The following is a 19,114-nucleotide window of genomic DNA, read 5'->3' on the forward strand; positions in this document are numbered from 1 at the left end:
GGAAAACCGGTTTCGTTTCGCCGCGCCCCGAGCTAAATCTCGGCCATGACCGAGATTGACGATACCTTCCGGCTCGCCATCGCGCAGGCCAACCCGACTGTCGGCGCAGTCGGCAAGAACCTCGCCAAGGCCCGCCAGATGCGCGAGGAGGCCGCCCGCATGGGCGCCGACCTCATCGCGTTTCCCGAGCTCTTCATCGCCGGCTACCCGCCCGAGGACCTCGTCCTCAAGCCGGCCTTCCAGGCTGCCTGCATGGCCGCCGTCGAGGAATTCTCCAGGGAAACCGACGATGGCGGCCCGGCGGTGCTGATCGGCACGCCTTGGCGCGAGAAGGAAGCCCTCTTCAACAGCTACTGCATGCTGGACGAGGGGCGCATCACCGCGATCCGCCACAAGGTCGAACTGCCGAACTACGGCGTCTTCGACGAAAAGCGCGTCTTCCAGGTCGGCCCCATGCCGGGACCTCTCAATTTCCGCGGGCTTCGGCTGGGCGTGCCCATCTGCGAGGACATCTGGGAAGAGGAAGTCTGCGAGACGCTGGCCGAGACCGGTGCGGAATTCCTGATCTCGCCCAACGGCTCGCCCTACTGGACCGGCAAGCATGATGTTCGCGTCAACGTCGCCGTCTCGCGGGTCGTCGAAAGCGAATTGCCTCTCGTTTACGTCAACCAATATGGCGGGCAGGACGAACTTGTCTTCGACGGCGCGTCCTTCGGCCTCCATGCCGATCGCAGCCGTGCTTTCCAGATGGCGGCCTTCACGGAGGAAGTCGCGCTGACGGTCTGGTCGCGCGAGAGCGGCGAATGGCGCTGCACGGAAGGTCCGTCCGTCACCTTGGCCGATACGGAAGAGCTGACATGGCTCGCCTGCGTGCACGGGCTTCGCGACTACGTCGGCAAGATTGGCTTCCCCGGCGTGGTGCTGGGCCTGTCGGGCGGCATCGATTCCGCCATCTGCGCGGCCATGGCCGTCGATGCGCTGGGGGCCGACAAGGTCCACTGCGTGATGATGCCCTATCGCTACACGTCCGAGGAAAGCCTCAAGGACGCGGCGGGCTGCGCCAAGGCGCTCGGCGTGCCCTATGATATCGTGCCGATTGCCGAGCCGGTGGAAGGCTTCAACGCTGCGCTGAAGGACCTGTTTTCGGGCCGCGAGGCGGACGTGACGGAGGAGAACATCCAGTCGCGCGCCCGCGGCACGCTGCTGATGGCGATCTCCAACAAGTTCGGGCCGATGGTGGTGACGACCGGCAACAAGTCGGAAGTCTCGGTCGGCTACGCCACGCTCTACGGCGACATGAACGGCGGCTTCAACCCGATCAAGGACCTCTACAAGACCGAGGTCTTCAAGCTCGCCGCGTGGCGCAACGAGAACCGCCCGCAAGGCTGCCTTGGTCCGGACGGCGTCATCATCCCGCCCAACATCATCACCAAGCCGCCGACGGCGGAACTGCGCGAGAACCAGAAGGACCAGGATTCGCTGCCCGAGTACGACGTGCTGGACGCGATCCTGACGCGCCTGATCGAGGACGAGTGCGCGGTTCACGACATCGTCGCCGATGGCTTCGACGAGGCGACGGTTAAGAAGGTCGAGCGCCTGCTCTACATCGCCGAGTACAAGCGCCGGCAGGCGGCACCCGGCGTGAAGATCACCCGCCGCAGCTTCGGCAAGGACCGCCGCTACCCGATCATCAATGCCTTCCGCGACCCCGGTGACCCCATCCCAGACTTCCCGGAAGAAACCGAACGCCTCTACAGGTTCGAGGAATAGGCCAGTCATGTCGCGCCGCGAGCCGAGCCTTGAGGGTGTTCACTGGGTTCCGCGCAGCGAAGAACCGCCGTTCGAGCCGGATGCAGGTGCTTCGATCCGCGACGAGTACGACCTGGCAATTGTCGGCGCGGGCTACTCGGGCCTTTCCATCGCCTTCAACGCCGCGCTGCACGGCCTGTCGGTGCTGGTGCTGGAGGCGGGCAAGGTCGGCTGGGGTGCGTCGGGCCGCAACGGCGGGTTCGTGGTGCCGCATTTCGTCGGCCCGCTCAGCGCCGATACGGCTGCCGGTCTTGTCGGTGAAACACGCGGCGAGCGGCTGGCGCAGACCGTCGCCGATGGCCCCGACTATGTTTTCGGGCTGATCCGCGAACACCAGATCCGCTGCCATGCCGAGCAGAACGGCTGGATACAGCCCGGTCACTCGCAACGCTCGCTGGCCATCGTGCGCGCCAACTACGAGGCCTGGCGCAAGCGCGGGCGCGACGTCGAATGGCTGGATGCGGAAGAACTGAAGGTGCGCACCGGCGCGTCGAACTATCTGGGCGGCTGGTATGGCCCCACTGGCGGCACCGTGAACCCGTATGCACTGGCGCAGGGTCTGGCGCGCGTTGCCCGCGCTCGCGGCGTCGATATCCGAGAAGGCGCGGAAGTCTTCGCCATGCGCGGCGACGACACGGCGCGCGTGCTGGTGACCGAAGATGCCGAATTCCGCGCCCGGCAGGTCGTGTTCGCAACCAACGGCTACACGCCCGGCGGCGTGATGGAGGGCCTGTCTCGCACGGTCATCCCGATCCGGCTCTACCACTATTTCACCCGGCCCCTGACGCGCGATGAATTGGCGATCACGCTGCCGCAGCGCATCCCGATCACCGACATTCGCAAGTCCGGCGGCTTCGTGCGGCTGGATGCGGAAAACCGCGTCATCGCAGGCGGGCTGGTCTTCGGGTACGGCGACAACCGGCCATATGGCGAGCGTCACGCGCGGCTGAGGCTGTCGCAGATTTTCCCGCATCTGCGCGACGTCGCTTTCGAAAGCTACTGGGAGGGCAGTTGCTCGGTGAGCGACGACGGCCTGCCGGTCATCCAGCGGGCGGCTGGCAATGTCTACACGCTGGCGGGCTTCATGACGCGCGGGGTCGCCATGTCCCAGACGCTGGGGCGCGACCTCGGCGAATTCCTTGCGGGAAAACGCAGCGAAGCCGACATGCCGTTGCCGATTACGGAGCTTCGTCCTGTTCCGCTTCAGCCTTTGAAAACACTTATCGGGCGGTATGCCTTTCCCGCATTCAAGTTGCGCGACAGGCTGGGACTTTCGTAACGTAAGCCGCGTTGCGCCGTCCATGAGGTTCATTGCCATGTCATCCGTGTCTGCCCGCGTCCGGGCCGCGATCGCTGTCCTCCCTGCGCTGTTCCTGTCCGCCTGCGACGACCCCGTGGATACGACGGTGCTGGCCGAATACCTGCGCTCCAAGGTTCCGACCGAGCGGGCGCGCGCGGCAGGCCACCAGTTCTACTCCTGCGACCTGGATGAGGATCGGGGTGTCTGCGAGGACTGCGCCGTGACGATCCACGACCGCGAGTCCGGCGGACTCAACGGTTACGCAACGCACTGGTACCACGACATGAAGAAGGATGCGGACGGCTGGAAGCGAAGCTCGACCGGCGAGCGCGCCCACATCAAGCTGCAGAGCGAGGAGGCGACTGCGGATGCGGTTGCGACCATGCTCGACGACGCCAAGGACTGGTGCGGCCTGCGCGGCGAGAGTGAATTTCACGTCCTGAAGCAGGAGTAGGCGGGTTCAGGCCGCCTGCTGCCGGATCGAAGAGACCAGCGCCCGGAACAGGTTCATGTTGGGCTTGGAGAAGGGCAGCATTTCCGGGTGCCACTGCACGCCGATGGTGAAATCATGGTCCGGTGCCTCGATGGCCTGTACTATCTCGTATTCGTCGTGCGCGACGATGCGCAGGCCTTCGCCGGGCTTGTTCACAGCTTGGTGGTGCAGGGCGTTCACCTGGCACGGATTGCACTTCATGATGTCGGCGAGCCGGCTGTCTTCCACGAAAGTGATGCGCTTGCGCGGCATGAGCATCCGCCCCTTGGGCGCTTCCTTGTTTATCTCGACGATATCGCGCCACAGCGTGCCGCCGCGCACGAGATTGATCATCTGCGCGCCGCGACACACGCCGAGAACGGGGATGTTCTGCTCGAACGCGTGAACGAGCATTTCGCGCTCCAGCGCGTCACGCTCAGGGTCGTAGCGCACGTTGGGGTCGAGTTCGGTCCCGTCGAGCTGGAAGGAGATGTCGTCACCGCCGCCGACCACCAGCCCGTCGATGGCACCCATGTCGTAGTCGTCGCCGGGCGTCACCTTCATGGCCTTGCCGCCCGCCCGCCAGATGGCCAGCCGGTGCAGCAACCAGACCCAGTAACTGCGGCCTCGCGAAAGGGTCACGGCGATCGTCGGTCGTTTGCTCATGCGGTCAGTATTCGGCTTTCGGGAAACGGGATCAGGTCAGGCGGTGGCGAGCGTCTGGCGCTTGACGCGGATCGCGCCCATCAGCGCGTTGTTGTCGGCGGCGAGCCGCTCGACACTCAACCAGCGGTTCCAGTCCGGCGCAACATTCCAGCCCGGTTCCGAAATGCGGCAGTCGGGCAGGCGATAGTGGAAGGCGGGCCGTCCGCTTACCGTCTTCAGCGAACTCTTGGCCTTGATCGCGTTCGGGTCGAGATGGGCGAAGATCGGCAGCATGTCGAGGTCGTGGTTCCGGTTGGGTTGGATGCGAACGTAGTCGGCGATGAGCGTACTCGTATCGGGATTGTACGCCGGATCAAGGATGAGTGCCTGATACTCCGGCGTATAGGGCCGCGCCCAAGACATCATCTCGCGCGTCCAGTCCGGGTGAATGTCCTCCCGCAGCTTGGCGTTCAGCGCGCAGAAGGCCCGCATGATCGACAGCAGGTAGCTCGCTTGCAGGGATGCGGCCTGCGGGTTGAGATGCAGCCCGAAGGCATAGGCGAGATTGTCACCGGTGCCTTTCGCGCCCGCGTCCCGAAGCGCCTCGATGGCCTGGTCGATTTCCCCGATCCGGTCCATCGGGATCGGATCGGTCACAAGCTCCTGCGGCACCAGTGCCTGTGACAGCTTGCCGAGGATGTCGCGGCCCGTCTGCAGGATGGCCGGTTCCGACTGCGGGTTGTCGGAGTGCACGAAGCGGGTGTCCAGCTCGATGCGGATGTTGCCGATGGGCGTGTCGAGGATGTTCATCCGGTGCGGCGTCACCTCCTCGATTCGCCCGCCGAGCGCACGCTGGATGACCTGCGCGGCCTCGCGGCTCGTCAGGTCTGCGAACTCGATCTCGATGCCGACACTGCGGGTCTCGCCACTGGCGGTGGTCAGCGTATCGGGCTGTTCGTACTCGGTCATTGTTGCAACCTGCGGAAGCGAGGGCATGGGGTCAGTTCAACCACCATATGGAGGCATTGAGCACGCTGGCGAACATTACCCACGCCAGGTAGGGCACGAAGAGCAGGCCCGCGACCCGGTCGATGCGCCAGAACAGGACCATCGTCCCGGCGACGGCGACGAGCAGCAGCGCGATCTCGACCAGCGCCGCGCCGGGCTTCTGCATGCCGAAGAAGATGAACGACCACGCGAGGTTCAGCGCCAGCTGCGCAGCATAGGCAAACAGCGCCGGACCGCGGTTCGGGTGGTTGGTGCGCCACACGCGCCACGCCGCGAACGCCATGAGGATGTAGAGCGCGGTCCACACCGGACCGAATATCCAGTCCGGCGGGTTGAACGGCGGCTTGGACAGCGTCGGGTACCACGTGGCAACGCTGCCCGCGGTCACGCTGCCGCCAATGGCACCGACGCCGAGCGAGACCAGCAGGAAGGCGGCCAGTGTGAGATAGGTTTTCAGCGTGGTGCTCATGTCGTTTCCTGAACTTCCTCGAGGCGCAGCGCCGCCAGTATCGCAGCACCGCACATGGCCGCAAACAGGCCGAGCACGACAGTCTCGCCGAACATGTGCGCGATGACGCCGAAGACGCTGCCGACCAGCAGCAACGCGCCGATGGCCGAGTTGGATACGGCGGTGTAGGCAGCGCGTGTTTCCTGCGTCGCCATGTCCACCAGGTGCGTCGAACGCCCAAGCCGCACGCCCTGATACGCGATCATCAGTGCAAACAGCAGGGCCGGCGCGACATAGGGTTGCGCCAGCACGGCGGGCGAAAACACGCCAAGCACGGTTGCCAGCGCCAGCACGGCGGCACCAGCCGTTGCCGAGAGCGCCAGCACCTTGCGGCTGGAGCGGTCCGAAATCCTTCCCCATACATAGCCGCTGACGACTGCTGCCAGCGAGGAGGCGATGACGAAGGGGCCAAGCTGGCCGAGTGCGTTGTCGTTGTCCTGTCCGCTTGCGGTGACGAGGAATGGTGGCGCGAGCGCGGTGGCGATGAGCAGCCCGCGCGCGGTCACGAACCACGCAAGCTGCGGCTCGCGCCACAGCAGCGAGACCTGCGCAAGGGCGACCGAGGCCGCGTTGCCGCCGCCAGCCGTCGCGCCGGGCTCCTCGCGCAGGGTGGAGAATATCAGCGCGGCCGCGATCCAGCAGGCCGAAGCAATGGCCAGCGCGATGCAAATTGCCGGAACGCTCAACGGTATCAGCCCGGTCGCCAGCAGCACGCCGAACGCGAAGACGATGGCTGCTGCGATGGAGCCTGCCGTGCCGGTCGCCGTGCCGCGCGTCGACTTCGACACCGTCTTGCCGAGAACATCCTTGTAGCTGACCGAGCAGGCCGAGCGCGCCAGCGCGAAGACGGCGAGCAGCGCGACGATGACACCACCTGCCGTGGCCCCGTCCAGCAGCAGCGCGGACGCCGCCATGCCGGCAACGGAGATGCCCTGAACGAGACTGCCGCCCGCCCAGACCCACTTGCGCCGGGGCAGGGCGCGGATGCCGCCCGCGATGAACAGCTGCGGCAGCAGCGCACCGGCCTCGCGGATCGGCACCAGCAGCCCGACCATGTAGGCGGGCGCGCCCAGCGTGCCGAGCAGCCAGGACAGAACGAGCTTCGGGTCGACCAGTCCGTCACTGGTCTTGGTCGCGCCGAGGCTCGCGATATGGGTCAGGAAGTTTCGGGGCTGGTGGTTGCAGGCGGCGTCGGGAATGTCGCGGCACACCCGGCCATCATCTTCCCCGGTGAGCATCTCGTAGACGTATTGCCGGGTGTCGGAGGCAGTCATGGCGGGTCTCTGGCGATTTCACGAACGGCAAAACGGTGACGTTCACGTCATAGCCCGCAGCGCGAAGCTTGAACGCATCGACCATCGTATTGGTTCAGTGGAAAGGCACGCGCGCAAGAACGGGCTTACGCCGCCACGGCGCGGTGCGTCAGGCGGCTTGCGTGACGCCCGAATTGCCAAGCTCCGCCAGGCCGCGATTGAGCGCTGCCACGCAGTCCGCATCGAAGGCGGTGCCGCTGTCGCGTTCGAGGATATCCAGCGCCTTGCCCACGGGAAGGGCCGCGCGATAGGGCCGGTGTGCCGTCAGCGCGTCAAAGACGTCGGCAACCGTCAGGATGCGCATCTCGAGCGTGATCTCGTCGGCGTGACGCCCGTCCGGGTAGCCCTTGCCGTCGAGCCGCTCGTGGTGGGCACCGGCAACCGGCGCGAGGTCGGAAAAGATCGTGATGTGGGAGAGGATGTCGCGACTGTGAGCCGGGTGCGCGCGGACCGCCAGCCATTCCTCGTCGGTCAGCTTGCCGGGCTTGTCGAGAATCTGGTTCGAGACGGCGAGCTTGCCCACGTCATGCAGCAGGGCAGCGCGGCGCAGCCAGCGGCGATGATCCTTGGAGAAGCGCATCTGGGCGGCGATCATGTCGGCATAGTCGGTGACGCGATTGCTGTGGCCGGCCGTGTAGGGGCTCTTGGCGTCGACCACGTCGGCAAACCCACCAGCAATGTCGTCAAGATAGTCGTCGTCGGCCTCGATCGAGGACACGGCCGGGTCGAGCCTGGCGAGGTGCGCATCAATGTCGGCGTCCGAAAGCGGCGCCCAGAAGTCTTCCCGCTCGCTGAGCTTCAGGAAGATCGACACAAGATTTGGGTCAAACCACGTTCCCGAACGTGCCTTCGCCTCGGCAATGGCTCCCTCGCGCCCGCGCTGGGTGTGGAAGATGTCGATCACCTGCGAGAGCAGCGCGATACGCGCGCCGAGGTGAATCTGGTTCTTCTCCAGGCCAACGGGTTGGCCGCCGCCATTCCAGTGCTCGTCGAGGCCGCGGATCGCGTTCTGCACGTCATCGTCGAACCGCAACCGGCAGGCAATGTCGGCCCCGCGGTCACACCGCGTTTCCAGCATTTCGCGTATCAGCGTGTCGCCCTTGCTGGCGAGATTGACCAGCGCCCGGAACCGCTCTGTGAAACTTGCGCCCGCACCCGTCTTGCTGACGATGAAGCGCAGGGCCGCACCCATGCCGGTTTCGAGCGACTTGAAGTCCTGCTTGAAGGAGATGTCGTCGGTCAGGAACAACTCGCAGATGCGCGCAGAGGTGCTGGAACAGCCGAGATCCTTGAGCAGCAGCGTGTAGTAGAGATTTTCGAGGTCTTTCGGCGACAGGCCCGCGGCCATGCCGATATTCACGCCGATCCAGCAGCACCGCTTCAGATAGCCGTGCGGCTGGTCCTCGGTCAGTTCCAGCGCATGGCTCAAGCCGGCAATCAGCTCCGACAGCTTCATGGTGCGCCCTTCGGACATGGACGCGTGGTAGGACAGGTTCTGTGTCATGGTCAAACTCGAAAGCAAACGTTAAGTCACGCTACGCAATTTCCCTTAAGGAGGACTTGCCGGGTGCGCCGCCTTCATCGCTCGGCGTTAAGCAATGGTGAACGGGCGGCTGGGAAGATTCCCGACCGTCTGTTCAACGCGGGCGAACTGGCCTAGATGCCAGCGATGTTTCGTTTTCTCGCCGACAACGCCCGCTGGCTCGCCGCCGGCTTCCTGCTGACCTTGATGTCCGGTTTCGGGCAGACCTATTTCATCTCGCTGTTCTCCGGCGAGATACGCGGCGAACTGGGCCTTAGCCACGGCGGGTTCGGCACACTGTACGGGGCCGCCACCCTTTTGAGCGCAGTGACGATCGTGTGGGTCGGGCGGCTCGCGGACCTGCCCAACGCAGCTCTTGTCGGTGTCATCGTCTCGCTCATGATGGCGCTCGCCGCCGTGACCATGTCGTTTGCGACCGTGCCCATCGCGCTGTTCTTCGCGATCTACGGCCTGCGCCTGTTCGGGCAGGGGATGATGACCCACGTCTCGCAGACGCTGATGGGGCGCTGGTTCGTGGCAACGCGCGGACGCGCCATCGCCATCTCGGGCTTCGGCTTCCCGGTCTCGGAGGCGACCTTTCCGGTCACGGTCGTGCTTCTGCTCACCGTTCTGGGCTGGCGCGAGGTCTGGCTGATCGCGGCCTGCGTGCTGGTCTTCGTCTCCGCTCCGGTGCTGTGGTGGCTGCTGCGCGCCGACCGCACGCCCACGGCACGAAGCACGGCGTCAGGTGAGGCGGAAGCGCCCGTCCAGCGTCAGTGGACGCGCGGCGAGGTGTTGCGCGACCCGGTGTTCTTCTTCCTGCTGCCGGCCTTTCTCGCGCCGTCCTTCATCGGCACAGGCGTGTTCTTTCACCAGGTGCACCTGACCGAGGAGAAGGGCTGGGAGCTTGCGTGGTTTGCCAGCTTCTTTCCGGTCTACGCGGCTTCGCAGGTCGGGACTTCGCTTGTCACGGGATTCCTCGTCGACCGCTGGTCGGCCCGCCACGTGCTGCCCTTCGTTCTGGTGCCGCAGGGCATCGGCGCGGCGCTGCTCGGTTCGACCGGTGACCCGATGGTCGTGCCGCTGACCATGGCAACGTTCGGCATGACGGCGGGCATGATGTCGACCGTCTCCGGCTCGCTGTGGCCCGAGATCTACGGCGTGCTGCATCTCGGTGCTATCCGCGCCATGGCGATCTCCGCGATGGTGCTATCGACGGCGGCAGCCCCTTTCGTGCTCGGCTTGCTGATCGACGCGGGCGTGTCCTTCGACAGCCAGCTGTTCGGCATGGCCACCTACATGTTCTGCGCAAGCGTGCTGCTCGTCCCCGTGGCGCGCATGCTGCTCGCGCGCGACACGAGCGAGCCGGCACCGGTCACCTGACAGGCGATATCTCTCAGGTAAGGTGCACCGCGGCGATGTTCACCGGAGCATCGCCCGTCACCACCGTGCGGTGGCCCTTGCCGCTGAGGTCATCGAGCAGGATTGCATCGCCCGCACCGACGTCACGGATCTCGCCGCTCTCGACTTCGAAAGTACAAGTTCCCGACAGGATGATGAGCCACTGTCGAACGGGCGTCGGGTGCCATTCACCAATCCAGCCGATAGGTAATTGCAGGAACAGTGTCTTTGCCGCACCTTGCGCCTCGGAGGTAAAGAGCGGTTCCGCCGGGGGCGCATAGCGTGTTTCGACCACTTCGGTTGCAGTATCGTCAAAGCAGGTCCGCCCGGACCTGTCGTTGCAGATACGGATATAGCTGACGTCCGGCATGGCTTGGCTCTTCTCTGGCAGGTTTTGCAAAGCCTAGAACCGCGCAACACCGCTGGCAATCGCAGCTTTTCCCATTGCCGCCACGATTGTCCGCAACACATTGGCTCAAACCTTGCGTGGCCGCGCCGCGCGACTCGCATGAAAGGCTTTTCGCCAAATGGCTCAGTCACTTCGCCACGGGATCGACGAACTGTCGTGGACGACGCGCGCAACGCTCGCCGTGCTCGCGCTCGCATCCGGCGTCTATACCTATCTCGGCGTCCGCGACCTGCTCGACGGCACCGCGACGCTCACCTTCCTCGGTGCGATCATCTATTCCGCAGCCGTCTCGGTGGCCATCTACGCGTTCTGGTCCTACCTGATCCGCTTCCTGCCGCATGTCCGTGAAGGCCATATCCGCATCAAGCTCTACGGCGCGATGGCGCTCGGTGCGGTGATGATCATCGCCATGTCCTCGTGGCTGAACGCCGCCGCGCTCGCCGGTTCCGCCGCGCTGGAGCAGCATCTGGCCGAAGCAACCGAATCCTATTCCCGCAGTCTCGACCAGGCCCACAACAACGCGCTTGCCGCACAGTCCATCCTGCCCGACATCCAGCTTGCCTCCGACCGGTTTGCCCGCCTTGCCGACCAGGAGCGCAATTCCGGCGCGCTGACCGGCACATCCGGTTCCGGTACGGTCGTCCAGCTTCTGGGGCAGATGTCGGCGCAGCTGACCGCGCTGGCGCAGCAGGTGTCCGGCGACCGCGAGGAAGTCGCCACGCTCTACAGCCAGGGCGAGAAGCATCTCTCCGCCATGCGCCGCCTCGTGTCGGGTCACGGCCCGGTCGCGCCGCGCGGCGATGCCTTTGCCGATGAGGCCGTCGCGCTGTCGGGTGTCATCGCCTCCATGCAGCAGACGTCCATCGCGCCCGCCGTGCGCCGCGCCGCCGATGGCCTTGAGCGCGCCTTCATCGCGCCCGCCGCCGATGGCGGGACGGAAGACCTGCGCACCCGCCAGGACCTCGTTGTCGGCAATGTCGCCAACGCCATTTCGGAAGAAGCCCGCGCGCTGGCCCGCGCGGCGGACGAAATTCTCGCCCGTCCCAAGGCCGAGCCGGAGCGTTTCGTGCCGCTGTCCAAGCCCGAGGCGGTCCTGCGCTACGCGACCGACTTCCTGCCGAGTTGGGCAGGGGCCATCTCCATCGACCTGATGCCCGCCGTGCTGGTGGTGATCCTGTCCATCGTGCAGCTCTCCATCCGCAACACCGAGGACCCGGAAATCCCGGAAAACCGGATGACGGCGTCCGACATGATGGTGGCGCTGAAGCTCTACGAGCGGATGCGTGACCAGGTGGAGGAAGATGCGACACCGGCTTACACGCGCCGCACGGCGCGCGACGACGACCGGCCATTGCCGGTGTCACGCGACGACGACTCGGTGAACCCGCCGCCAGCGCCGAAGACGGCGAGCGATCCGGTGAACATCACGCCGCTGACCTCCAAGACAGGCCGCGGCGACAACGCCTGATCCGTCAGGGCGCGACCGCGCGGCGCCGCGCGGTCGTCATACCGATGGCGAAGGCGGCATTGCCGATGACGAGCACGGCGATGCAGATGGCAAGAAGCGCGGTGTACTTGTGCACGCCGCCGAACAGCGCCACGGCCCATGCCGCCTTCGCTTCCACGTAGAAATACATCGCGGCCCCGCCGATGGCGGGGAAGAACGCGGTCAGGTACGACCACACCGGAATGTCGCGCCGCCCGCCAAGCACCGAGAAGAACACGACCGGTGCAAGGAACATCGAAGCGGTACCGGACACGGCAACTGCCGCGTACAGGTCCTTCACGTCCGCCAGCAGAACCCCAACGCCGCCTAGCATGAACAGCGCCATGGCGATGCGCCCGTTGGTGACGGTCTGCGGTGCAATCTTCATGTCGCGAACGGTCAGCCGTGCCGCAGAGGATAGCGCGCTGTCGAGGGTCGACAGGGCAGAGACGACGAGCGCCGCGTTGAGGCAGAGCAGGATGGCCGGGTGAAACATCCGCCCCCACACCGCCTGCATGCTGTCGCCATCTGCCGCCAGAAGTCCGGCCTGGATGCCGAACAGCCCGAACCCGAAGATGCACAGCGCCGAAATCCAGAACGCGTGCAGGAAGCTGGCGCGCGTCGTCGCACGGTCGGCGAGGAAGCCGCGGTCGGTCATCACCGGGTCATGGGCCGGATACGAGAAGACCTGAAGTCCGGCAACGACGAGCAGGACCCACCCCGGCACCGGCCCGGCCACGCCGCCTGCCGTCAGGACCGCGCCCGCCGAGAAGCTCTCGTGCATGAAGAGCGCCACCAGCGCGACGGCAAAGACGATGAGGAAGACGATCATCTGCAGCACGTCGGTGCGCACCGAGGCGCGCAGGCCGCCCATCATGGAATAGGCGAGGCCGACCAGTGCAAGGCCGACGATCGCGTAGTTCTCCGCGCCCGGAATGGCCGGAAACAGTCCCGCAAAGATGGCGCCGACGACGAGCAGGTTGGCGAAGACCTCCGACAGCAGCCGCAGGGCAATGACGAAGTTGAAGCAGGCTTCGCCCGTGCGCCCGAACCGCTCGCGCAGGAAGTCCTGTATCGATGCCGAGCCGGCCCGGAAGCGAATGCGGTCGACGATCACCCAGCCGGTGAGGAAGCTCGCGTAGTAGGCGGTGTAGGCCAGCACCCCGGCGATGCCGTAGTAGAAACCGAGGATCGCGGCGTTCAGCAGGGAGCGGGCGAAGATCCAAGTTGTCACCTGGCTCAGCACCAGCGGCCACAGGCCCGGCGCGCGCCCTTGCGAGTCGGTGCCCTCGAAGAACCCGTCGGCGGCGCGCGTGCGCCCGGCAATCGCGAAGCTCGCGGCGATGATTGCGGCGGTGAGGCCCAGCAGCAGGTAGGCCTGCATCGTGTCGGTCATGGATACGTGGTCCCGGTTGGCAGGGCAGGCGGACGCAAGCCAAGCCGAATCCGGCCAGCGACACGTCCGCGAAGGTCAGGCATCGAAATCCGACGCACACCACACGTGCCAATCAAGTTTGCGTGCACGAAACTTGCAATGGGAGCAGGTGCCATTGTTTCGCCGCGCATGCGAACCAATCTGGCACAGGTAGGCCGCCGGACGATGCGGCGAACAACGGGAGATGTACCAGCATGGCGCGTTCGAGCGCACAGGTCTTGGACGAGGAACCGCGCCCCGCGCCGCAGCGCGACTGGTTTGCCATGTCCATGCTGGTCTTCGTCCTGGTGGCGACCGTCAGCCTGCTTGGCCTCGACATCTACGAAACGCTGGGGCTCGACCGGCAGGCGAACGAGATCTCGCGCCGCACCGGCCCCGTCGTCACCCGTCCGCCCGAGCAGGGCGACCAGGTGCGCCCCTATCTGGAGCGTGGTCGCCCGGTCGCGCCCGGCCGCACGGCGGCGCCCGGCGAACAGGGTCCGACAATCTCCGAAGCAGCCCCCATGACCTTCACCCGCGATGGCGAACGCCTCGTTGGCGAGGGCACGATCACACTCGGCACGACCGACGCATTCGACAGGGCGCTGGCGCAACTGCCTGAGGACGTGAAGCCCGGCTCGCTGGAGCTCAAGCTGCACTCGCCCGGCGGCGTGGTGCCGGAGGCGGTCGCGCTGGCGCGGCGCATCCGCGAAGAGGGCATCTCCACGCGCGTGGAGGCCGACGGCTACTGCGCGTCCTCCTGCCCGATCCTGTTTGCAGCCGGCGTCAAGCGCACGGCCAACAAGGATGGCTGGATCGGCGTGCACCGCGTCTACGTGGACGGCGGACTGTTCGGCAATCTCGATGACGGCGTCGGCGAGGCGCAGCGCATTGCCGCCGAAGTCCAGGACCTCATGGTCAATTTCGGCGTCGACCCCATGGTGTGGACCCACGCCATGCGCACGCCGAAGGAAAGCCTCTACTTCTTCACGCCGGCTGAACTTCGCGACCTGAAGCTGGCGACCAAGGTCGAATAGTCTTCTTGCATCTCAAGGGAGGGTTTCTCATGCGTTTTGTCCTGGCAATCGCAGTGCTTCTGGTTGCCCCGTTGGCCGCCGGCCAGCCGGCATCGGCACAGTCAAGCGGCTACATCGTCAAGGAAAGCTCGCTGAGCGTCGCCAAGGCCGTCGAGAAGATCGAGGCGGCAATCGAGGTCGCGCCCCCCACGCTCATGGCGAAGATCGACCACGGCGAAAATGCCCGCAAGGCCGGCATGGAAATCGGTGAGTCGGTGCTGCTGATCTTCGGCGCGCCGAAGGTCGGCACCCCGATCATGGACGCCAACCCGCTCGCCGGGCTGGACCTGCCGGTGAAGATCCTGGTCTGGAACCGTGAGGACCGAACCATGATCGGCTACCTGGACCCGATGGAACTCGGCAGGCGGCACGGCGTGAGCGATGCCGCCAGCGAGCAGCTGACCATGATGACCAAGGTGCTCGACAGGATTGCGTCTGCCGGCGTCGAGTGATCGCGCAGCGCGATCGGCACGGAGTTGCGAATTCCCGGCTGAGGCTTCTGCCGCTATCATGCGATCTGCGAAAGGGCAGGGCATGAGCTGGTATTTCGGAACGCCGCACCAACAATTGCTGCAGCAGCGCGTCGATGAACTGGCCGACTGGTATCGCACGGTGCCAGGCGCGGTGAACGGCGGCCGGATGCTCGGCGTCGACGATGTCGAGGCATTGGGTTGGGACACCATTTTCGACCGGCTCGAAAAGGACGGTGTCATCACCTTTCGCGTGATCCCGGTCGAACAGATCCCTGCCGTGGAGCAGACACTGTCGGAGCGTGGCTATCGCATCGACTGGTGGAACGTTTTCACGGGAACGGCATCGTCAATCCTGTCGCGTACGGCAGACGAGACGATGCGAACCCTGCCCGAGGACTATACGGTCGTGTCCGGCGATGACCTCACCAGCGACGTGGTGCAGGAGATGCAGGCCTGCATGGACCGCAACGGCGTGCGCCCGTTTTCAGGCCGGATCATCGCAGGGCTGAGCGAGGAGTCTGTCAGTCTCGCCGTGCGCGATGCCGACGGCACGATTGTCGCAACCGCCTGTGGCCACTTCCCCTACAATTCCGCAAGCGGCAACCACCGCACAGCATGGGCGGGGTTGGTCGCCGTGGATGATGCGCAGCGCGGCAAGCGGCTGGGCATCACCGTCAACGCGGAGATCGTCCGCCGATGCGTCACGGAACTCGGCGCGGAAAAGGTCCAGGAATTCGTCAACGCCTCCAACACCGTCTCGCGCCGCATGGTGGAGCGCTGCGGGCTGGCGCTCGATGCGTCCTGCATGTCCGGCATGGCCACGCGCGGCGGAGAGCGCTTCACGCGCTAGGCAGGGCGCGTTTCGCAATTGGCGGTTTCCATCTGTCAGGCCCGCCATGTATAGCGGGCGGCGAAAGGGAGCCGCATGTCCACCACCGTCCGCTTCGCACCGTCGCCCACCGGCAAGATCCATATCGGCAATGCCCGAACCGCGCTTCTCAACTGGCTTTACGCCAAGGCGACGGGCGGGCGCTTCATCCTGCGCTTCGACGACACGGATACCGAACGCTCGCGCGAGGAATATGTCGAGGCCATCCGTGCCGACCTCGAATGGCTCGGCATCGAGCCGGACATGGAAGTGCGCCAGTCGGACCGGCTGGAGATGTACGACGCCGCAGCCGAACGCCTGAAGGCCGAGGGCAAGCTCTACCCGGCTTACGAGACGGCGGATGAACTGGAAAAGAAGCGCAAGCGCCAGCGCGCGCGCCGCCTGCCGCCGCTCTATGACCGCGCAGCGCTGGACCTTGGCGACGACGAACGCGCCGCACTGGAGGCCGAAGGGCGCAAGCCGCACTGGCGTTTCCTGCTGGAGCGCGCGCAGGTGCGCTGGGAAGACGGCGTGCGCGGCGAGCAGATGATCGACACCGCCGCCATGTCCGATCCCGTGCTGATCCGCGCCGACGGGTCGTACCTCTACACGCTGACCAGCATTGTCGATGACATCGACCTTGGCGTGACCCACGTCATTCGCGGCGAGGACCACGTCGCCAATACCGGCATCCAGTACGAGATTTTCCGCGCGCTGGGCGCGGAGCCGCCGACCTTCGCCCACCACAACCTGTTGGTGGATGCCGACGGCAACGCCCTGTCGAAGCGACTTGGATCACTCTCCATCGAAGGCTTGCGGGAAGCGGGCTTCGAGCCGCAGGCGGTTGCGGCACTCGCACTGCTGATCGGCACGTCACTGCCGGTGGAGCCGGTGCGCGACCTTGCCGCGCTGGCGGGATCGTTCGACCTCTCGGTCATCTCCCGTAGCCCCGCGCGGTTCGACCCGGCTGAACTCGATGGCCTGAACGCGCGCCTGCTGCACGAGATGACGTTCGACGACATTGCCCCGCGCTTGCAGGCGGCGGGCATTGACACGGACGAAGCCCTTTGGGCAGCCGTTTCCTCGAACCTGTCGCGCTTTGAGGATATCGCCACCTGGCAGCAGATCGTCGCTGACGGCACGCCGCCCCTGGATGAGGGGCTGGAGCTGTCCGAGGACGATCGCGCCTACCTTGCGCAGGCCGCCGACGCGCTGCCGCCGGAGCCGTGGGACGGCGAGACGTGGAAGGCCTGGACTCAGGACCTGAAGGTGCAGACGGGGCGCAAGGGCAGGGGGCTGTTCCTGCCGCTGCGCGTGGCGCTGACGGGCCGGGCGAGCGGGCCGGAAATGGCGGCCCTGCTGCCGCTTATCGGGAGTAGTAGTACTGCGGCCCGACTACGCGAACGCGCCTGTTAGCGGTCGCGCTGGACTGGACCGCGTTCTCCGCGCTGGAAAGCTGCGGCGTGCTCTCGATGCCGACGGGAACCGAAGGGTTCTCGATGTCGCTGACCGCGTAGCGGCTCGGCTTCTGGCGCGGCATGGGCGGCGTATCGAATTCGGTGATTTGCTTGTCTTCCGACACGAGGCCCGGTGAGAACGTCATCCGGGCGCGGGACGCTTCGCCCGTTGCGCCTGCAACTTCTTCCGTCCGGCAGCTGCAATCGTCCACCACCTCGTTGCGGTAGCGGAAGGCGTTTTCCATCTCGGTGAGCGCAACACCCTGCGGGGTGCGGGCATTTTCCGGTGTCTCGCCCGGATTGCGATACACGAACAGGCCGACTTCCGCCCCCGGGCACAGCCGGCGGCAGGTCTGCTCGTCATTGTCAAAATAGCTCGGGATCGTCGAGAAGCTGATCGGGAAATAGTAGCCGTCGCACTTGCGTACGCACAGCGTCCGGTATCCGCCGCCGCGCGGAGCCATCGGCTCGTCCACGTAGGACTGCGGGCCGAGGAAGAACGAAAACACGTTGCGACGGTTGGAATTGGCGTAGCGCGCATATTGAGCACCGCAGCCATTCGCGGCCAGAGCGCGGATCACGCGATCCCGCTGGCCGCGGCTGGCGGTCGGCCGTCCACGACCGTTGCCTGCCTGCGCGGCGAGGTTGCGATAGGCGTCGTTGGCGCTGCGGTATTCCGCTTCAAGCTGGCGGCATGCGCGCGGCTTTTGCGGCTGGAAGATCAGGAACCCGCGCTCGAAGCACCCGGCGCGCGAGGCGCGCGATTCGGCCTGCCGCGCGGCGCGGCGGGCGCGCTCAAGCTGGGCTGCGCTGACATTGCTGCGGCTCGGTTGCGTGCCTTGCATGCGCGCAAGCTCGCTCTCTAGCTGGCGGCAGACTTCGCTGGACTGCGCCAGGGCGGGCTGGATCACGAAGACGACCAATGCCGCGCACGTCGCGACGATACCGGCAGCACGCAAGGCGGCACGGGCCATCGCGGCCCGGACAGTGCCAGCCGTCGCATGGATTATGCGTGGCGCAAGAAACAAGATTGCCGCTTTCTCCAGTTGCGTCGCCGAGGTGGCGACGCGGGGGCTTGTCGCAAGGTGCCGAATATCGCGAAAGCCTAGGTATGGTTTATGAACATTCCGTGGCCGGTTCAACTGCCCGGCGAGCCCGTGCGGGATTACGCGCGCATCATGGCCACCATGTGTCTGAACCCTTGCTGAACACGCTCGCCGAGCCTTGAATAGCACGTATGTTGCTGCCATTTACATTACCAGCCATCCTCTTGCCGGAGTTGCTCCATGAACCGCCTTGCCACCATCCTCGTGAGCGTTCTTGCTCTCGCCTGCCTGACAGGCGGTGCGAACGCGCAGGAACCTGACCTCATTTTCAAGAAATCGACCGTGTTCAAGCTGCTGACCCCGGATCACAAGCTTGCGACCTACGGGCTGGACGACCCGCTGATCGAGGGCGTCGCCTGCCACTTCACGGTTCCCGAGAAGGGCGGCCTGTCCGGCATGTTCGGCGTTGCGGAGGAATTGTCCAACGCGTCCATCGCCTGTCGCCAGGTCGGGCCGGTGGTCTTCAAGGAGAAGATGGACCAGGGCGACGAGATGTTCCGCAAGCGCCGTTCGATCTTCTTCAAGAAGATGCGAATCGTGCGCGGCTGCGACACCAAGCGCAACGTGCTGGTCTATCTCGCCTACACCGACAAGCTGATCGAGGGCAGCCCGCAAAATTCGACCTCAACGGTGCCAATCATGCCCTGGGGCGACCAGATGCCGCCGAAATGTTCGGAATTCTTCGACGATTAAGGCGAAATCGATCGCTCGGCTCGACGCGCTTCCATTAACAGGTGTTGCGCCGGATAAAGAAATGGCGGCGGTTCCGGTGATGGAGCCGCCGCCGAAGCGATTGGTTGGTTAGGTCGCCGTCGGGGCGCCCCGGGACCGCGGAATTTCGCGGGGA

At 65.6% G+C, this 19,114-nt stretch carries 18 protein-coding genes; 10 read left to right on the forward strand and 8 right to left on the reverse strand.

The genetic code is table 11. The features are described from left to right. The first annotated feature begins 45 nt into the window (after nucleotides 1–45). Genes ACKTEK_RS03980 through ACKTEK_RS03990 form a run of 3 tightly spaced genes read left to right on the forward strand, consistent with a single transcriptional unit; the run spans nucleotide 46 to nucleotide 3,563 of the window. A complete protein-coding gene (locus tag ACKTEK_RS03980; protein WP_409163946.1) occupies nucleotides 46–1,770 on the forward strand; it encodes an NAD+ synthase in 1,725 nt (574 codons plus the stop codon). Between the two features lie 7 nt (nucleotides 1,771–1,777). Continuing rightward, nucleotides 1,778–3,088: an NAD(P)/FAD-dependent oxidoreductase gene (locus ACKTEK_RS03985; RefSeq protein ID WP_409163947.1), complete on the forward strand. Its 1,311-nt coding sequence runs from the start codon at nucleotides 1,778–1,780 to the stop codon at nucleotides 3,086–3,088. A 37-nt stretch (nucleotides 3,089–3,125) separates the two neighbouring features. Continuing rightward, a complete protein-coding gene (locus ACKTEK_RS03990; protein WP_409163948.1) occupies nucleotides 3,126–3,563 on the forward strand; it encodes a hypothetical protein in 438 nt (145 codons plus the stop codon). Between the two features lie 6 nt (nucleotides 3,564–3,569). Here ACKTEK_RS03990 and ACKTEK_RS03995 read toward each other — a convergent pair whose 3' ends face one another. From ACKTEK_RS03995 to ACKTEK_RS04015, 5 genes are all read right to left on the reverse strand, one after another. Then, nucleotides 3,570–4,247 carry a gamma-glutamyl-gamma-aminobutyrate hydrolase family protein gene (locus ACKTEK_RS03995; protein WP_409163949.1) on the reverse strand — a complete coding sequence of 226 codons (678 nt, stop codon included), beginning with the start codon at nucleotides 4,245–4,247 and terminating at the stop codon, nucleotides 3,570–3,572. Between the two features lie 36 nt (nucleotides 4,248–4,283). Then, complete coding sequence (locus ACKTEK_RS04000; protein WP_409163950.1) at nucleotides 4,284–5,195, reverse strand: amidoligase family protein; 912 nt, start codon at nucleotides 5,193–5,195, stop codon at nucleotides 4,284–4,286. Nucleotides 5,196–5,226: 31 nt separating this feature from the next. After that, nucleotides 5,227–5,703 carry a TspO/MBR family protein gene (locus tag ACKTEK_RS04005; RefSeq protein WP_409163951.1) on the reverse strand — a complete coding sequence of 159 codons (477 nt, stop codon included), beginning with the start codon at nucleotides 5,701–5,703 and terminating at the stop codon, nucleotides 5,227–5,229. Next, nucleotides 5,700–7,016: an MFS transporter gene (locus ACKTEK_RS04010; RefSeq protein WP_409163952.1), complete on the reverse strand. Its 1,317-nt coding sequence runs from the start codon at nucleotides 7,014–7,016 to the stop codon at nucleotides 5,700–5,702. Before ACKTEK_RS04010 ends, ACKTEK_RS04005 begins: the two co-directional genes overlap by 4 nt. A 148-nt stretch (nucleotides 7,017–7,164) precedes the next feature. After that, nucleotides 7,165–8,559 carry an HD domain-containing phosphohydrolase gene (locus tag ACKTEK_RS04015; protein ID WP_409163953.1) on the reverse strand — a complete coding sequence of 465 codons (1,395 nt, stop codon included), beginning with the start codon at nucleotides 8,557–8,559 and terminating at the stop codon, nucleotides 7,165–7,167. A gap of 165 nt (nucleotides 8,560–8,724) precedes the next feature. Here ACKTEK_RS04015 and ACKTEK_RS04020 point away from each other — a divergent pair, with 165 nt between their 5' ends. Next, nucleotides 8,725–9,960, forward strand: coding sequence for an MFS transporter (locus ACKTEK_RS04020; protein ID WP_409163954.1), 1,236 nt, complete (start codon nucleotides 8,725–8,727; stop codon nucleotides 9,958–9,960). Between the two features lie 13 nt (nucleotides 9,961–9,973). On the opposite strand, the gene ACKTEK_RS04025 is transcribed toward ACKTEK_RS04020, so the two are convergent. Then, the gene (locus tag ACKTEK_RS04025) at nucleotides 9,974–10,348 is read right to left on the reverse strand and encodes a cupin domain-containing protein (protein WP_409163955.1); all 375 of its coding nucleotides are present in this window, start codon (nucleotides 10,346–10,348) and stop codon (nucleotides 9,974–9,976) included. 157 nt (nucleotides 10,349–10,505) lie between these two features. On the opposite strand from ACKTEK_RS04025, the gene ACKTEK_RS04030 reads away from it, so the two are divergent. Beyond that, nucleotides 10,506–11,855, forward strand: a complete 1,350-nt coding sequence (locus ACKTEK_RS04030; protein WP_409163956.1) for a hypothetical protein — start codon at nucleotides 10,506–10,508, stop codon at nucleotides 11,853–11,855. Nucleotides 11,856–11,859: 4 nt separating this feature from the next. Here ACKTEK_RS04030 and ACKTEK_RS04035 read toward each other — a convergent pair whose 3' ends face one another. Then, nucleotides 11,860–13,269, reverse strand: coding sequence for a sodium:solute symporter family transporter (locus ACKTEK_RS04035; RefSeq protein ID WP_409163957.1), 1,410 nt, complete (start codon nucleotides 13,267–13,269; stop codon nucleotides 11,860–11,862). 233 nt (nucleotides 13,270–13,502) lie between these two features. On the opposite strand from ACKTEK_RS04035, the gene ACKTEK_RS04040 reads away from it, so the two are divergent. The 4 genes from ACKTEK_RS04040 to gltX all read left to right on the forward strand — a co-directional run bounded on the left by ACKTEK_RS04040 (nucleotide 13,503) and on the right by gltX (nucleotide 17,120). Continuing rightward, the gene (locus ACKTEK_RS04040) at nucleotides 13,503–14,324 is read left to right on the forward strand and encodes a hypothetical protein (RefSeq protein ID WP_409163958.1); all 822 of its coding nucleotides are present in this window, start codon (nucleotides 13,503–13,505) and stop codon (nucleotides 14,322–14,324) included. Nucleotides 14,325–14,353: 29 nt separating this feature from the next. After that, on the forward strand, nucleotides 14,354–14,815 hold the full coding sequence (locus ACKTEK_RS04045; RefSeq protein WP_409163959.1) for a DUF302 domain-containing protein: 462 nt from the start codon (nucleotides 14,354–14,356) through the stop codon (nucleotides 14,813–14,815). A gap of 82 nt (nucleotides 14,816–14,897) precedes the next feature. Next, complete coding sequence (locus ACKTEK_RS04050) at nucleotides 14,898–15,686, forward strand: GNAT family N-acetyltransferase (protein WP_409163960.1); 789 nt, start codon at nucleotides 14,898–14,900, stop codon at nucleotides 15,684–15,686. Nucleotides 15,687–15,761: 75 nt separating this feature from the next. After that, the gene (gltX, locus tag ACKTEK_RS04055; RefSeq protein WP_409163961.1) at nucleotides 15,762–17,120 is read left to right on the forward strand and encodes a glutamate--tRNA ligase; all 1,359 of its coding nucleotides are present in this window, start codon (nucleotides 15,762–15,764) and stop codon (nucleotides 17,118–17,120) included. Here gltX and ACKTEK_RS04060 read toward each other — a convergent pair. Beyond that, complete coding sequence (locus tag ACKTEK_RS04060; RefSeq protein WP_409163962.1) at nucleotides 17,071–18,135, reverse strand: DUF2865 domain-containing protein; 1,065 nt, start codon at nucleotides 18,133–18,135, stop codon at nucleotides 17,071–17,073. The genes gltX and ACKTEK_RS04060 overlap by 50 nt on opposite strands. Nucleotides 18,136–18,447: 312 nt before the next feature. Here ACKTEK_RS04060 and ACKTEK_RS04065 point away from each other — a divergent pair, with 312 nt between their 5' ends. Beyond that, nucleotides 18,448–18,960, forward strand: a complete 513-nt coding sequence (locus ACKTEK_RS04065; RefSeq protein WP_409163963.1) for a CreA family protein — start codon at nucleotides 18,448–18,450, stop codon at nucleotides 18,958–18,960. Nucleotides 18,961–19,114: the final 154 nt, after the last annotated feature.

The sequence above is a fragment of the Tepidamorphus sp. 3E244 genome (assembly GCF_046159835.1).
Classification (GTDB): Bacteria; Pseudomonadota; Alphaproteobacteria; order Rhizobiales; family Tepidamorphaceae; genus JACKJK01.

Excerpts from the sequence above, each read along its gene's own strand:
- ACKTEK_RS03980 (WP_409163946.1), top strand. The coding sequence starts at position 46 with ATGACCGAGATTGACGATACCTTCCGGCTCGCCATCGCGCAGGCCAAC.
- ACKTEK_RS03985 (WP_409163947.1), top strand. The coding sequence starts at position 1,778 with ATGTCGCGCCGCGAGCCGAGCCTTGAGGGTGTTCACTGGGTTCCGCGC.
- ACKTEK_RS03990 (WP_409163948.1), top strand. The coding sequence starts at position 3,126 with ATGTCATCCGTGTCTGCCCGCGTCCGGGCCGCGATCGCTGTCCTCCCT.
- ACKTEK_RS03995 (WP_409163949.1), bottom strand. The coding sequence starts at position 4,247 with ATGAGCAAACGACCGACGATCGCCGTGACCCTTTCGCGAGGCCGCAGT.
- ACKTEK_RS04000 (WP_409163950.1), bottom strand. The coding sequence starts at position 5,195 with ATGACCGAGTACGAACAGCCCGATACGCTGACCACCGCCAGTGGCGAG.
- ACKTEK_RS04005 (WP_409163951.1), bottom strand. The coding sequence starts at position 5,703 with ATGAGCACCACGCTGAAAACCTATCTCACACTGGCCGCCTTCCTGCTG.
- ACKTEK_RS04010 (WP_409163952.1), bottom strand. The coding sequence starts at position 7,016 with ATGACTGCCTCCGACACCCGGCAATACGTCTACGAGATGCTCACCGGG.
- ACKTEK_RS04015 (WP_409163953.1), bottom strand. The coding sequence starts at position 8,559 with ATGACACAGAACCTGTCCTACCACGCGTCCATGTCCGAAGGGCGCACC.
- ACKTEK_RS04020 (WP_409163954.1), top strand. The coding sequence starts at position 8,725 with ATGTTTCGTTTTCTCGCCGACAACGCCCGCTGGCTCGCCGCCGGCTTC.
- ACKTEK_RS04025 (WP_409163955.1), bottom strand. The coding sequence starts at position 10,348 with ATGCCGGACGTCAGCTATATCCGTATCTGCAACGACAGGTCCGGGCGG.
- ACKTEK_RS04030 (WP_409163956.1), top strand. The coding sequence starts at position 10,506 with ATGGCTCAGTCACTTCGCCACGGGATCGACGAACTGTCGTGGACGACG.
- ACKTEK_RS04035 (WP_409163957.1), bottom strand. The coding sequence starts at position 13,269 with ATGACCGACACGATGCAGGCCTACCTGCTGCTGGGCCTCACCGCCGCA.
- ACKTEK_RS04040 (WP_409163958.1), top strand. The coding sequence starts at position 13,503 with ATGGCGCGTTCGAGCGCACAGGTCTTGGACGAGGAACCGCGCCCCGCG.
- ACKTEK_RS04045 (WP_409163959.1), top strand. The coding sequence starts at position 14,354 with ATGCGTTTTGTCCTGGCAATCGCAGTGCTTCTGGTTGCCCCGTTGGCC.
- ACKTEK_RS04050 (WP_409163960.1), top strand. The coding sequence starts at position 14,898 with ATGAGCTGGTATTTCGGAACGCCGCACCAACAATTGCTGCAGCAGCGC.
- gltX (WP_409163961.1), top strand. The coding sequence starts at position 15,762 with ATGTCCACCACCGTCCGCTTCGCACCGTCGCCCACCGGCAAGATCCAT.
- ACKTEK_RS04060 (WP_409163962.1), bottom strand. The coding sequence starts at position 18,135 with ATGGCCCGTGCCGCCTTGCGTGCTGCCGGTATCGTCGCGACGTGCGCG.
- ACKTEK_RS04065 (WP_409163963.1), top strand. The coding sequence starts at position 18,448 with ATGAACCGCCTTGCCACCATCCTCGTGAGCGTTCTTGCTCTCGCCTGC.